Origin of the sequence: Micromonospora sp. S-DT3-3-22, from assembly GCF_015354745.1 — a bacterium.
In the GTDB taxonomy this organism is placed as follows: domain Bacteria; phylum Actinomycetota; class Actinomycetes; order Mycobacteriales; family Micromonosporaceae; genus Micromonospora; species Micromonospora wenchangensis.
Genome location: NZ_JACGMO010000042.1, coordinates 1 through 12,949 on the forward strand (window position 1 = coordinate 1; position 12,949 = coordinate 12,949).

General features: G+C 74.8%; 10 protein-coding genes. All 10 read right to left on the reverse strand.

Going from position 1 to position 12,949, the window contains the following annotated elements; genetic code table 11:
- Positions 1 to 193 precede the first annotated feature (193 nt).
- A complete protein-coding gene (locus H1A17_RS14540) occupies positions 194 to 1,066 on the reverse strand; it encodes a PspA/IM30 family protein (RefSeq protein ID WP_145918450.1) in 873 nt (290 codons plus the stop codon).
- Positions 1,067 to 1,255: 189 nt separating this feature from the next.
- Positions 1,256 to 1,699, reverse strand: a complete 444-nt coding sequence (locus tag H1A17_RS14545; protein ID WP_194822093.1) for a helix-turn-helix domain-containing protein — start codon at positions 1,697 to 1,699, stop codon at positions 1,256 to 1,258.
- A 166-nt stretch (positions 1,700 to 1,865) separates the two neighbouring features.
- On the reverse strand, positions 1,866 to 2,441 hold the full coding sequence (locus H1A17_RS14550) for a CinA family protein (RefSeq protein ID WP_145918448.1): 576 nt from the start codon (positions 2,439 to 2,441) through the stop codon (positions 1,866 to 1,868).
- Positions 2,442 to 2,557: 116 nt separating this feature from the next.
- The gene (locus tag H1A17_RS14555) at positions 2,558 to 3,223 is read right to left on the reverse strand and encodes a response regulator transcription factor (RefSeq protein ID WP_240762680.1); all 666 of its coding nucleotides are present in this window, start codon (positions 3,221 to 3,223) and stop codon (positions 2,558 to 2,560) included.
- Between the two features lie 58 nt (positions 3,224 to 3,281).
- Positions 3,282 to 5,402 carry a histidine kinase gene (locus H1A17_RS14560; protein WP_240762678.1) on the reverse strand — a complete coding sequence of 707 codons (2,121 nt, stop codon included), beginning with the start codon at positions 5,400 to 5,402 and terminating at the stop codon, positions 3,282 to 3,284.
- A 38-nt stretch (positions 5,403 to 5,440) separates the two neighbouring features.
- Positions 5,441 to 5,902, reverse strand: coding sequence for a hypothetical protein (locus H1A17_RS14565; RefSeq protein ID WP_145918446.1), 462 nt, complete (start codon positions 5,900 to 5,902; stop codon positions 5,441 to 5,443).
- A 344-nt stretch (positions 5,903 to 6,246) separates the two neighbouring features.
- A complete protein-coding gene (locus H1A17_RS14570) occupies positions 6,247 to 9,438 on the reverse strand; it encodes a hypothetical protein (RefSeq protein ID WP_194822095.1) in 3,192 nt (1,063 codons plus the stop codon).
- Positions 9,439 to 9,635: 197 nt separating this feature from the next.
- Positions 9,636 to 10,223: a CDP-diacylglycerol--glycerol-3-phosphate 3-phosphatidyltransferase gene (gene pgsA / locus H1A17_RS14575; protein ID WP_088645596.1), complete on the reverse strand. Its 588-nt coding sequence runs from the start codon at positions 10,221 to 10,223 to the stop codon at positions 9,636 to 9,638.
- A 77-nt stretch (positions 10,224 to 10,300) separates the two neighbouring features.
- A complete protein-coding gene (rimO, locus tag H1A17_RS14580; RefSeq protein WP_375372813.1) occupies positions 10,301 to 11,851 on the reverse strand; it encodes a 30S ribosomal protein S12 methylthiotransferase RimO in 1,551 nt (516 codons plus the stop codon).
- Between the two features lie 88 nt (positions 11,852 to 11,939).
- Positions 11,940 to 12,863 carry an ornithine cyclodeaminase family protein gene (locus H1A17_RS14585; RefSeq protein ID WP_194822096.1) on the reverse strand — a complete coding sequence of 308 codons (924 nt, stop codon included), beginning with the start codon at positions 12,861 to 12,863 and terminating at the stop codon, positions 11,940 to 11,942.
- Between the last annotated feature and the right edge of the window lie 86 nt (positions 12,864 to 12,949).

Consider the following 12,949-nt stretch of genomic DNA (forward strand, 5'->3'; position numbering starts at 1 on the left):
GACGGCGCTGCCCGCGGCGCCGGCCCAGGCCGCGTCGGGCAGCCCCAGCCCGGCGTACGGGGTCAGCACCGCCGCCGCACCGGTGAGCCCACCGGCCAGGACGCTCCACCGGCGGGCGGAGCGCCGCAACCGGCCCAGTCGACGGAAGTGTCTCGTTCGCTCGTCGGCCACCCGTACCTCCTCGTGCCGGCGGTCAGCCGGCGGTGGTGTCCCCCACGCCGCGGTCGCGGCTCATGCTGGCCCGGATCTCGTCCAGCCGGGCGGCGGCGGCCGGGTCGGCCGTCGGGGCGGCCGGCTGGGCCTGCTGCTGCACCGACGGCTGCTCCTGCCGGCTGCCGAGCTGGTCGCCGGCCATGCTGGCCCGGATCTGCTCCAGCCGGGACGACCCGGCGCTGTCCAGCGTCGACTTCTGGATCTCCAGCATCCGCCCCTCGACGGAGTTGCCGGCCAGCTCGGCGCGGCCCATGGCGTTGGCGTAGCGGCGCTCGATGCGGTCCCGCACCTCGTCCAGCGAGGGGGTGTTGGTCGGTGCGGTCATCGACGACATCGACTCCAGCGACCGGGCCACGCTCTCCTGCATCTTGGCCTGTTCGAGCTGGCTGAGCAGCTTGGTGCGCTCGGCGAGCTTCTGCTGGAGGATCATCGAATTGTTCTCGACGGCGCGGCGGGCCTGCGCGGCGGCCCCGAGCGCCTGGTCGTGCAGGGTCTTGAGGTCCTCGGTGGCCTGCTCGGCGGAGACCAGCTGGGTGGCGAGCACCTGGGCGGACTGCTCGTAGCGGCCGGCCTCGACCTCGTCGCCCTTGGCGCGGGCCTGGTCGGCGAGGACCAGCGCCTGCCGGGCGTTACCCTGGAGCCGCTCGACCTCGGTCATCTGCCGGGAGAGCTTCATCTCCAGCTGCCGCTGGTTGCCGATCACCGCCGCCGCCTGCTGGACCAGCGCCTGGTGCTGACGCTGCGCGTCCTCGATGGCCTGCTGGATCTGCACCTTCGGATCGGCGTGCTCGTCGATCTTGGCACCGAACAGCGCCATCAGGTACTTCCAGCCCTTGACGAACGGGTTCGCCATCTCCGCGGTATCCCCTCAGTAGCGTCGCTGCGCCTCGGCCACAGCGGGGCCGGACGGGCCCGCCCGACGCGCCCCCCATCGTCGCAGCCCGACGCCAGCAGGGCCGTTCGTGCCGTGGGGAGTGCTCCGGCGGCCTGCGATCAAGACTACGCGGCGTGGGCCAGCCCGGCCACGGGACGGACGGCGGGGTCAGGCGGCGCAGACCACGTCGCGGTCGCTCGGGCGGACCCGGGCACTGCGCAGGGTGGCCTTGAGTGGGGAGTCCTGGCGGACCGAGACGGCGACCGCACCGTCGGTGGTCACCTGGCGCACGCCCCGACCGGTGGCCTTGCGCACGCCGGCGGCGGGACCGGCGGCTGCCGGATCGTCCTGCACCGGCATGAGCACGCCGGGCAACTGTTCGGCAAGCGCCACGGTGTCGCTCACCTCGCGCAGCAACTCGGACAGGCGGGCGCCGAGCGCATCGCAGATGGCGGCGAGCAGCTCGCTGGAGGGTTCCTTCTGGCCGCGTTCGATCTCGGACAGGTAACCGAGGCTCACGTTGGCGGCGGTGGAGACCTCGCGCAGGGTGCGGTGCTGACCCTGGCGGCGCGCCCGAAGTGCGTCACCGATCACCCGGCGTAGCAGGACCATCGCACCTCCCCCTGACGGGATTTCACGCTCCGGGCGGATGGCCGCCCGCGCCGGACGCGGTGGACCGCGCCGCCGCCGACGCCGTACGCCGGAGCCTTCCCGCAACCGTACCCGTTGGTCGGCCCGGCGACATCCCACCCCGCCTGTCGGATCTGGACAACGCCGGTCAGCGCCGACCCGCGCCGGCCGGCGGGACCCCCGCCGCCGGCCCGGGGCGCGGGCCCGGCCCGGGCTCCGGGAAGGCCCGGTGGATACGCGTCGCGAGCAGGCGTAACGCCTCGATCACCGCCGCCGCGCGGATGTGGTCCCGACCCCCGTCGAGGTCGAGCTGGCGGACCACCGGGCCGCCCGGCCCGGCCACCGCGACATAGACCAGACCGACCGGTCTGCCGTCCTGCGGCTCGGGACCGGCCACCCCGGTGGTGGCCAGCCCCCAGTCGGCGGCGCAGCGCCGCCGGCCCCCCTCGGCCAGGGCGATGGCCACGTCCGGATCGACCGGCCCGCGCTGGGCCAGCAGATCCTCGGGTACGTCGGCCAGCCGCGCCTTGAGTTCCGTGGCGTAGGTCACCAACCCGCCCCGGTACACGGCGCTCACCCCGGCGATCTCCACGATCGCGGCGGCCAGCAGCCCGCCGGTCAGGGACTCGACGGTGGCCAGGGTCTGCCGCCGCTCGTGCAGGCTGTGCACCACGCCCGCCGCCGGGCTGCCTGTGGGTCGTTCGTGCTGCGCATCGGTCCCCATGCCGTCCTCCTTCCCCGACGTCACCCTGCTACTCATACCGGCCCGACCGATCGCCGGGTCCGCTCCCGCCTAGCCGGTGAGGCGGGCGTCCCGGACGGGCGTCGTCCGGGACGGGGTCAGCCGGTGAGGCCGGCGTCCCGGGCGAGCAGGGCGGCCTGGACCCGGTCGGCGACCCCGAGCTTGGCGAAGACGGCCGAGAGCTGGTTGCGGACGGTCTTCTCGCTGAGCCCGAAGTGGCGGGCGATCCGGGCGTTGGTGTCGCCGCCGGCCAGCCGGCGCAGGATGTCCCGCTCGCGCGGGGTGAGCCGGTCGAACGGGGGCGGCAGCTCGACCGGCTGGCGACGCAGGCTGGTCAGCACCTGCGGGCCGACCCGGGGGCCGAGGACGAGCCCGCCGCCGGCCACCGTCCGCAGCGCGTCGACGATCACGTCCGGGTCGGTGTCCTTGAGCACGTAGCCCCGGGCGCCGGCCCGTAACGCCCGGCCGACCACGTCCTCGTCGTCGGTCATGGTCACCATCAGCACCCGGATCTCCGGCCGGCCCTGCACGATCCGCCGGGTCGCCTCCACGCCGTCGCCGTCCGGCAGCGCCACGTCCATCGCGACCACACCGACCGGTTCGGTCGACGCGATGCCGATCGCCTCGGCGCAGGTGGCGGCCTCCAGCACGCCGTCGACCCAGGGCTCGCCCTCCAGCATGGTCCGCAGGCCCCGGCGGACCACCGGGTGGTCGTCCACGATCAGCACCCGGACCGCCCCGCCACGAGTCCCCTCGCCCGTCACTGTCCTCCCCCTCCCGCGGCGCCGTCCTCCACCCCCGCCGCCCCGCAGCCCTCGATGATCATCCGGGCCCCTCGGTGACCACCCGTGGCCCCTCGGTGCCCGGCGGGGCATCTTCGGTGATCAAGAGGTTCGCGTCATCCTCCGGGCGGATTCTGACGCAAACCTCTTGATCACCGGAAGCGGGCGGGGCGGAAGCGGGCGGGGACGGGGTGGGTGGGGGCAGGGGCAGCCGGACCCGGATCAGGGTGCCGTGCGGGTCCCGGTCGACGATGTCGCTGCCGCCGCCCAGCTCGGCGGCCCGCTCCCGGATCGAGTCCAGCCCGACGCCGCCGGGCCGGCGGGCGACGATGCCGGTGCCGTCGTCGGACACCTCCACGACCAGCGCCCGACCCCGGCGCACCACCACGTCGCAGCAGGTCGCTCCGGCGTGCCGGGCCGTGTTGGCCAGCGCCTCGCCGACGATCCGGTACGCCGCCACCTCCACCGCCGCCGGCAGCCCGTGCAGCGGGTCCGCCACGCTCAGCCGTACGGTCAGGGTCGGGCCGTCGAAGCGCTGGCACTCGGCCCGCAGCGCCGACTCCAACCCCCGGTCCAGGGCCGCCGGGCGGAGCTGGTCGACCAGTTGGCGTACCTCGCCGGTGCAGGTGAGCAGGTCGTCGGCGAGCCCGTCGAGGATGCGGGCCAGCCGGGCCTGGTCGACGGCGGCGAGCTTGCGGGCCGCGCGTACCTGCATCGACATGCCGGCCAGGGTCGGCCCGAGCCCGTCGTGCAGGTCCCGGCGCAGCCGGCGGCGTTCCTCCTCCCGGGCGGTCACCAGGCGCTCCCGGGAGTCGCGCAGGTCGCGGATCAGCCGGGCGGTCGCGGCGGCCACCGAGGCGTGCAGCGCGACGTCGCTGAGCAGCCGCCGCTCGACCGGGGTGAACCGGGTGCCCGCTGCCCGCCGGGCCACCACCAGCCGCCCCACCCACTCGCCGTGGGTCACCATGTCGAAGCGTTCCAGCGCGGTGGTGGCCCGGCCGTGCGCGGCGTGCACCCGGGTGGGCCGCCCGTCGTCGGCATGCTCCCCGCCGAGTTCCACCGCCACGTACGGCACCTGGAGCGAGCGGGCGATGGTGCCGGTCAGCAGCGGCAGCACCGCCTCCGGTTGGACCGTACGCTCCAGCAGGTCACCGAGGCGGGCCAGCACCGCGTACGGCTCGTCACGGTCGCCGTAGAGCAGCCGGTTCACCCCGCGCTGCACCCGCCGCCGCAGCGGTTCGAAGGTCACCGCGATCAGGCCGGTGGCCACCAGCGAGGCGTTCGAGGTGTCCCCGCGCAGCACGAGGTCCCGCAGCAGGGTGACCACCCCGACGAACGCGGCGATCACCAGCAGGCTCATCACCAGCCAGACCAGGGTGCGGTTGATCACCTGTTCCAGGCCGTAGAGCCGGTAGCGGAGCACCGCCAGCGTCATCGCGCCCGGGATCGCGATCACCATCAGCACCCACGCGCCGGACAGGTTGAGCCAGTCCAGCAGGAAACCGAGCAGGAACAGCGCCCCGGCGGCCAGCAGGCAGGCGAGCTGCTGGCGGGCCTCGCCGACGGCCCGCCGCCAGCGTCGGGCGAGCGCCACCAGCACGGCGACCACCAGCAGCAACTCCACCCCGACGGTCAGCAGGGCGACCCGCACCAGCAGTCGCGCGGTCGGGTCGGTGGCCGTCGTCGCGGACAGCAGCAGGCCCCGGGGGTCGCTGGTCGCGGCCACCGCCAGCGCCACGGCCACCACCGCCGTGGTGACCACCAGCCCGACCGCGACCGGCCGGAAGCGCCGGCCCGGCAGCCGGCCGTCCGGGAAGACCAGCAGGGCCAGGAAGATCAGCCCGTACGGCGGCCACCAGAGCCACTGGCCCAGCCAGGCCACGGGGGTGAGGGCCGGCCAGCTCAACGCCAGCACCGCCGTCCCGGCGACGAGTCCGGCGGCCAGCATCAGCCGGCCGACCGGGTGACCGGGCAGCCCGGCGAGCACCAGCGCGCCGAGCGCGGTGAACGCGACGGCGATCGTGCCGGTCAGCGCCGCCGGCCCGAGCGCCGCCGGCTGCGGGTACCACCACTGGCCGGCCAGGACGAGCCCGGCGACGACCAGGCCCACCCCGGCCAGGACCCGGCGGGACGGGGACAGCGCGGCGATGGGCGACGGCACGGCAGGCCCTCCGGGGTGTCGGTCGGTGGTGGGATCGGTCAGTCGGCCCAGCCGGCGGCGTGCATCGCGTTGTGCAGCCAGTTGCCGGTGTCGTGTTCGAGGTGGTCGGGCAGGGTGCCGATCTCGTGCGGCAGGTCGGGGCCGTCCAGGCGGGGCAGTTGGGCCAGCGCCTGCTCCAGCGTGATCCGGGAGCGGGTGAGCACGTCCGGGTGGCTGCGGACGTACTGCGCCACGTGGGCGAGCACCGCGGTCAACCGCTGCCGGACGGCCTCGGGCTGCGCCGGGGCGGTGCCGGCGTCGAGGGCCTCCAGCCGCCAGTCGGCGGAGAAGACGGGGTGCAGCCGCCTTCCGGTGACGTCGAAGAACTCGACGGCCCCGGCGAGCTTCTCGCCGTGGTCGGCGGTCGACAGCAGGTCGGACAGGTCCTGGTAGACGTGGCAGAACGTGTCGTCGGCCGCGATCAGCACGATCCGTCGGTCGTCGCCAGCGGTCAGGGTCATGATCACTCCTCGGGTGCCGTACGCGGACGGCGGGGCCGGTCCCCCGGCACCCGTCCGCCGCAGCGTAGGTGGTCGACCGTCCACAGTGGCACCGCCGGGCGGGCCGGCGGGGTGGACGGTCGAGTCATCGTCACCCGCCGGCTGTCCCGCCGACCCGGGTCGGATGTCCCGACCCGGCGGGACCGATCGGACGGCGACCCCGCCCGGTGACCCGGGGGAAGCGCCTACGACGGCGACGGGGCCAGCGACGCGGGGGAAGGGTCCCGGCCGGCCCGGCGGGCGGGGGAAGGGTCCCACCCGCTCGGGCCGACGGGACCCTTCCCGGTCGGCACGCCCGGAGGCGGTCAGCCCGCCGGGTGCACGCTCACCGTGGTCGCCCGGGTCATGTCGGTCGCCGCGGTCACCTCCGGCAGTCCCTCGGTGTGCCCGCCGGAACGCACCCGGGACGACCAGTGGTCGTACCGCTGGCCGAGCTGCCCGACCCGGACGAACGCCGCGCTGGCCAGGCAGGCGCTCAGCGGGTCGCGCGGCTTGTCCGGCACGCTGGCCTGGACGCAGCCGGCGCCGTACTGACCCTGGTCACGCAGCGGGTCGAAGCCCGACCGCTCCCCGTCGCACGGGTTCCAGTCGAACGTCTGGACGCAGTCGGCGTAGTTGTCCACCGCCTGCGTCATCGCGTTGCGCAGGTGCTGGTGGGCCGACTGGTCGCCGTCGCTGCGCGGCCGGGTGTAGTCGGCGGGCAACCCCTGGCCGCCGAAGAGCAGGCCGGCGAGGCTGTCGTCGAGTTCCAGCGCGGTGCCCCAGCCCAGTTCGGTGTACGCCTGCAACAGCCGCAACGCGTCCGCGACCGCCTTGCCCTTCTGCCAGAGCACCCGGGACACCTCCCAGGTGTCGCTGCTCGGCGGGTTCGGCCCGGTGCCGGCCCGCATCACCCGGTAGAAGTACTTCTGCCGGCCGGACAGCATCGCGGCGGCCCTGGTGCGGGCGGACGTCGCCTGGGTGGCGACGACCGGGATCGCCGCCGACTCGAACGCCGGCTTGTACGTCCCCGGCCACCGATCGGTGAGGTACTTGTTCTCGTCGTAGCAGTAGCCCTGCGGGATCGGGGAACGGACGTCCCACGAGCAGAACGTGCCGATGGGGAACACGCGGGTGGCGGTCTGCACCTCCTGCCAGTCCCCGCCGGCCCACTTCACCCGCGACCGCAGGGTGATCTGGAGATCGCCGGTGGTGGTCTGGAACCGGGGTCCCTCGTGCTCCTCCACGTTGACGAAGTTCGCGTCGTAGCAGGTGGAGAACTCCGGGGCGTGTCCCGGCGGCATGGCGTGGCGGGCCAGGTGGAACGCGTTGGGCAGGTTGCTGCGGCGCACCGTCGACGGGATCGGCCGGCTGACCCGGCTCGCGCCGCACCCGCCGATCGACTCGGTCTCGGGAATCCGGTTCGCCGCCGGGAGTTCCTGGTCCGGGCTGCCCCACATGTCGTGCACCGGCAGGGTGTCGCTGCCGTTCCAGACCACCGCCTTGCGGACGTTCTCCACCTGGGCGTTCCAGTTGGCGACGGCGGTGCGGTAGTCGGCCATCAGCGCGGTGAACAACGGGTTGGTGCCGCCGTCGGCGGTCGGCTGGCTGAACTGCCGGACCCGCTCGTTGATGGTCCGTCCGGCCTCGGCGACGGCGTCGCCCCGCCCGGCGGCCACCTGGGCGGCGAACTGCGGGTTCTCCAGTTGCAGGATGTTGTAGACCCGGGCGGCGGTGGACCAGGCGGCGGCGTTGGCGACCGGGCCGACGGTCCAGGTGCCGCCGACCCGGTTACGCGCCCACTGGCCGAGGTAGTTGATCGAGCCGGCGGGCAGGTGGGTGTCGAGCACGCTGACCGGGTCGGCGAGGCTGGTGCCGGCCGGCGCGGTGAAGGTGCCCTCGTCGGCGGCGTTGACGGTGGCGAAGGTGAAGGTCGGCGACTCGGCCTTCGGGAAGTAGGTGCCCAGGTAGTCCGGGATCGGCTGCCCGGTGATCTCCTTGTGGTGCACGTACGTGGTGATCACCTGGTTGAGCTGGCTCTTGGCGATGTTCTCCAGGGCCACGTGGGTGGCGAGCGCCATCGAGTCGACCTTGCGTTCGATGGTCTGCAACTGGGTGGCGATCCGGCCCAGGTTGGCGCGTACCTCGTCGAGGCCCTTGGTGAGCGCGTCGAGCTGGGCGACCAGCCCGGCGTACATCTCCTTGAGCGCCGACTCGATCCGGTCGAACCGCTTGTCGATCCCCTTGGCCAGCCGGTCGATCTGCTGGCGCAGCTTGCCGATCTCCGCCTGGATCGCGGCGTTCGGGTCACCGCCCCCGGCGAACAGGCCGATCAGGCTCACCGCCGCGCCGAGCAGGTTACCGGTCAGCACCGCCGTGCCCATCGCCGTCGCGGCCATGGTCAGCCCCTGCCCGAGCACCGTCGTCACGTACGTGTTGATCGCGGTCACCGAGGTCACCACGGCCTTGCCGATGGTCTCCAACTGCTTGCCGAACTTCTTGTCGACGAAGCCGACCAGGGTGGACAGCACCGTGACGGTAGACCCGAGACCCTCGAAGATCTTGCGGTTCGACTCGGTCTTCGCCTTCTCCGCGTCGATGACCGCCTGGCTGGGCTTCGGGTCCTGGTTGAGCGGGTACGTGTTGGCGTAGCCGACCACCTCGGTGATCCGGTTGTTGCCGTCGGTGTCGAGCACCTTCAGCGTCGCGTACGCCCGCTCCTGCACCAGCGCCTTGAAGGCGGTCGGGTCACCGCGGACGTCGCGGATCGCGGACAGCGGCACGTAGTAGCCCAGGGTGCCGGTGTTGCCGTCGGCGCGCGGCTCGTGGATGCGGGCGGCAAGCAACCCGTCGACCGGGGTACGCACCCCGGTGCCGGTGCGCCCGGCGAACGCGCTGTCCCAGCCGGTGGCCAGCGCGTCGTCGGTGGCGGCCCGGCGGTGCAGCTCCCGCCAGGTGTCCTGGACCAGGTCCCGGGAACGGGCGTTCCACGCCGCGTCCTGGTAGCCGCCCCGGACCAGGTTCAACGCGTCCGGCACCACGTTCGCGCCCTCCGCGCCGACCGTGCTGGCCAGGAACGCCCGCACCGCCGGGCCGGTGGTCACCGCGCCGCTGGACTCGCCGAGCCGGGCCAGCACCGCCATCGCCACCGCGAACCGGGACCGGTCCTCGGCCCGTGCGTCGCCGACCGCCGCGTCGGCGACCGCCCGGGTGGTGGCCACGTGCCCCGCCACCTGCGTCGCGTCGGCACCCGGCTGGCCGGTACGCCAGTCCAGCAGCTCGGCCGTGAGCAGGGCGTCCTTCAGCCCGGCCGCCCCGGCGTCGCGTAGCTGCACCACCGCCCCGAACAGCGCCCCGTGCACCGCCTGCTCGTCGAACGGCACCGGGTCGGCGGCGCGGGCCGGGGTCTGGTGCATGGTGACCGCCAGCACCGCCGTGAGGCCCGCCGCCCACAGCCGGCGGCTGCGCCATCCGCCGCCCGGGGACCGTCCCCGGGCATGTCTCGTCGCTGTCCCCACCGCTGCTCCTCCCGCCACCGGGCGCAACCCCGCCCGCCGTCACCGGGCGTCGACCCGGCCGGGCCGACGCCGCACCGGGCCGCAGGGGGCCGGTGCGGTGACGACTCTGCGGGGCGGGGCGTCCCGCCCGGCAGGGACAGCCGTCCCGCCGCCCCGGGATTCCGGTGCGGCGGTTCAGCGGGAGCGGTACGGGCCGGTCAGGGCCGGGGGCGGCGCAGGCGCAGGGCCTGGGCGACGTAGTCGAAGCCGGTGACCACGGTGACCAGCACGGCGGCGGCCATGATCCACGGGCCGACGGCGGCGAGGGCGGCCGGCATCGGCCACAGGTACCAGGCGATGGCCAGGATCTGCAGCGCCGTCTTGAGCTTGCCGCCCCGGCTGGCGGCGATCACGCCGTGCCGGATCACCCAGAACCGCAGCCCGGTGATGCCCAGCTCGCGGACGAGGATCAGCACCGTCACCCACCAGGGCAGCCGGTCGTAGACGGAGAGCAGCACCAGGGCGGCACCGGTGAGCGCCTTGTCGGCGATCGGGTCGGCCACCTTGCCGACCGAGGTGACCAGGCCGAAGCGGCGGGCGATCCAGCCGTCCACCAGGTCGGTCATCGAGGCGAACGCGAAGATCAGGCAGGCGGCGATCCGCCACCCGGTGTGGGTCATGCCGGAGGCGACCACCGACGCGGCGAAGACCGGCACCAGCACCAGCCGCAGCAGGGTCAGGCCGTTGGCCGCGTTGAGCACCGGCACCCGGGCCACCGGCGGCGCGGACTCCGCCGCCCCGGTCACCGCCGCGCCCCGCTCCGGCCGTCGAGGCCCACCTGGCACCGCCCCACCTGGCTCCCCCGCTCCGTCCGGGCCCACCGTCACCGTTCCGCGCCGGGCGCCGCCGAGATCATCTCATCCGGCACGGCGACCAGGTCGACGCCCTCGGTCGCGGTGACCGTGGCCCGGACCAGGTCGCCGGGGCGCAACGCGGCCAGGTCGACCCCGCCGCCGACCGGGGCGACCAGGGTGGTCGAGCCGTCGACCTCGGGGGCCTGGTGCGCCGCCCGGCCCTCCACCACACCGTCGTCGACCGTGTCGACAAGCACCTCGACGGTGCTGCCGAGGCGTTCCTCGGCCCGCTGCGAGCACAACTCGTCGGCGAGCGCGGCGAGCCGGTCGTAGCGGCGCTTGACGGTGGCGGCGGAGAGCTTGCCGGGCAGCCCGGCGGCCTCGGTGCCGTCCTCGTCGCTGTAGTCGAACACGCCGATCGCGTCCAGCCGCGCCTCGGTCAGGAAGCGGGTCAGCTCGGCCACGTCCTGCCGGGTCTCGCCGGGGAAACCGACGATGAAGTTGCTCCGCGCGCCCGCCTCCGGGGCCAGGGCGCGGGCGCTCGCCAGCAGCTCCAGGAACCGGTCGGTGGAGCCGAACCGGCGCATCCGGCGCAGCACCGGCTCGCTGGAGTGCTGGAACGACAGGTCGAAGTAGGGGGCCACGCCGGGGGTGGTGGCGATCGCCTCGACCAGGCCGGGGCGGGTCTCGGCGGGCTGGAGGTAGCTGGCCCGCACCCGGACGATGCCGTCGATCGCGGCGAGCTGCGGCAGTAGCTTCTCCAACGCCCGCGGGTCGCCCAGGTCCTTGCCGTACGACGTCGAGTTCTCGCTGACCAGCACCAGCTCGCGGACGCCGGTCTTGGCCAGCCACTCCGCCTCGGCGAGCAGCTCGTCGGGGGTACGCGAGACGAACGCGCCCCGGAACGCGGGGATCGCGCAGAACGCGCACCGCCGGTCGCAGCCGCTGGCCAGCTTCAGCGAGGCCACCGGGCCGGTGTCGAGCCGGCGGCGCAGCACCTGCCGCAGGTGCGCCGGGGTGTGCTCGTCGGTCTCCGGCGCGACTCGGGCCGGGGTGCCGTGGCCGGGCAGCGACACCGCCGACTCCCGCCGGGCGACCGGGGTCAGCGGCAGCAGCTCGCGGCGGTCCCGGGGGGTGTGCGCGTCGACCGTCTCGCCGGCCAGCACCGCGTCGAGCCGGGCGGCGATGTCGGGGTAGTCGTCGAAGCTGAGCACCGCCTGCGCCTCGGGGAGGCTGTCGGCCAGCTCCCGGCCGTACCGCTCGGCCATGCAGCCGGCGGCGACCACCTTCGCCCCGGTGTCGGCGGCGGCGAGCAGGGTCTGGATCGAGTCCTGCTTGGCCTTCTCCACGAACCCGCAGGTGTTGACGACCACCACGTCGGCACCCTCGCCGTCGGTGGTGACCTGCCAGCCGTCGGCGTGCAGCCGGGCGGCCAACTCCTCCGAGTCGACCTCGTTGCGGGCGCAGCCCAGGGTCAGCAGGGCGACCCGGCGGCCGTCGGCAGGCGACGGCTCCGGGTCGCGGCTCGGCGTCGGGCGGGCCGGGCCGGCGTTGTCAGGCGTGGGGGTGGCGGACACCATCCGAGGGTACCGGGCGACGTCGCGGGCCCGACCGACGGCGGCGTGCGGTGTCGGCCGGTTCACCTCCCCGGCCGCCCGCAGGTGGTGGTCAGACGGCCGCCGCGCCCACCCGGACCAGCCGGTCCAGCAGGGCGACCTCGGTGCCGGCCAGGCCGGTGGAGCAGAACACCGACACCTGGTCCGCGCCGGTCCGGCCGGGGACCGCGCCGGCCAGCACCGCTCCCAGGTCCCGCAACCTGCCCGGGTACGGCCCGACGGCGGTCACCATCGGGGGGTCGTACGCCGCCGCCTGGGCCGGCGAGTCGGTGACCAGCACGTCGGCGGCGTCGAGCAGGTCGGTGCCGAACTCGTGCCGGTGCACCTGCTTGAAGCCGACGGTGTTGACGTGGGTGCCCGGGGCGAGGTCGGCGGCGGACAGCACCGGGGTGACGCTGGTGGTGGCGAGCACCACCACGTCCCGGTCACGGACCGCCTCGGCGGCGGAGCCGACGGCGCGGGCGGGTATCCCCAGCTCCGCGCGGACCCGGGCGGCGAACGCCTCCCGGCGGGCCGCCGAGCGGCTGTGCACGGTCACCTCGCGCAGCGGCCGGACGGCGGCGGTCGCCCACACCTGCGTCCACGCCTGCCCGCCCGAGCCGATCACGCCCAGGGTGGCGGCGTCCGGGCGGGCCAGTGCGTCGACCGCCACCGCGCCCAGTCCGCCGGTACGCCGGGAGCCCAGCTCCGCGCCGACGGCGATGGCCCGTACCGCCCCCGTCCGGGCGTCGTGCAGCACCACGAGCTGCTCGCCGGCCGGGTGGCCGAGGGTGTCGTAGGAGCGGAAGCCGTACCACTCGTCGGTGAGCTGCCCGGCGGTGAGCACCATCCGCCCGCCGGCCAGCGGTGCGGACGCCCGGGGCGGGGCGACGAGCCGGCCGGCGTGGGCGGCCAGCAGCGCGTCCCGCATCGCCGCGACGGTGGTCGGCGCGTCCAGGGTGGCGGCGACCTGCCGGTCGTCGAAGAGCAGCGTCATGCTCCCCATGCTGCAACCTGAAGCTGACTTCAGCTCAAGGTGCGGTGGGGAGGATCACCCCACCCCGCCGGCCGGCGGTGCTAGCG

What these genes read in the sequence shown, in the direction of transcription:
- rimO (WP_375372813.1), bottom strand. Translation starts at nt 11,851, where the DNA reads ATGGTGTCCGCCACCCCCACGCCTGACAACGCCGGCCCGGCCCGCCCG.
- H1A17_RS14540 (WP_145918450.1), bottom strand. Translation starts at nt 1,066, where the DNA reads ATGGCGAACCCGTTCGTCAAGGGCTGGAAGTACCTGATGGCGCTGTTC.
- H1A17_RS14585 (WP_194822096.1), bottom strand. Translation starts at nt 12,863, where the DNA reads ATGACGCTGCTCTTCGACGACCGGCAGGTCGCCGCCACCCTGGACGCG.
- H1A17_RS14550 (WP_145918448.1), bottom strand. Translation starts at nt 2,441, where the DNA reads ATGGGGACCGATGCGCAGCACGAACGACCCACAGGCAGCCCGGCGGCG.
- H1A17_RS14565 (WP_145918446.1), bottom strand. Translation starts at nt 5,902, where the DNA reads ATGACCCTGACCGCTGGCGACGACCGACGGATCGTGCTGATCGCGGCC.
- H1A17_RS14545 (WP_194822093.1), bottom strand. Translation starts at nt 1,699, where the DNA reads ATGGTCCTGCTACGCCGGGTGATCGGTGACGCACTTCGGGCGCGCCGC.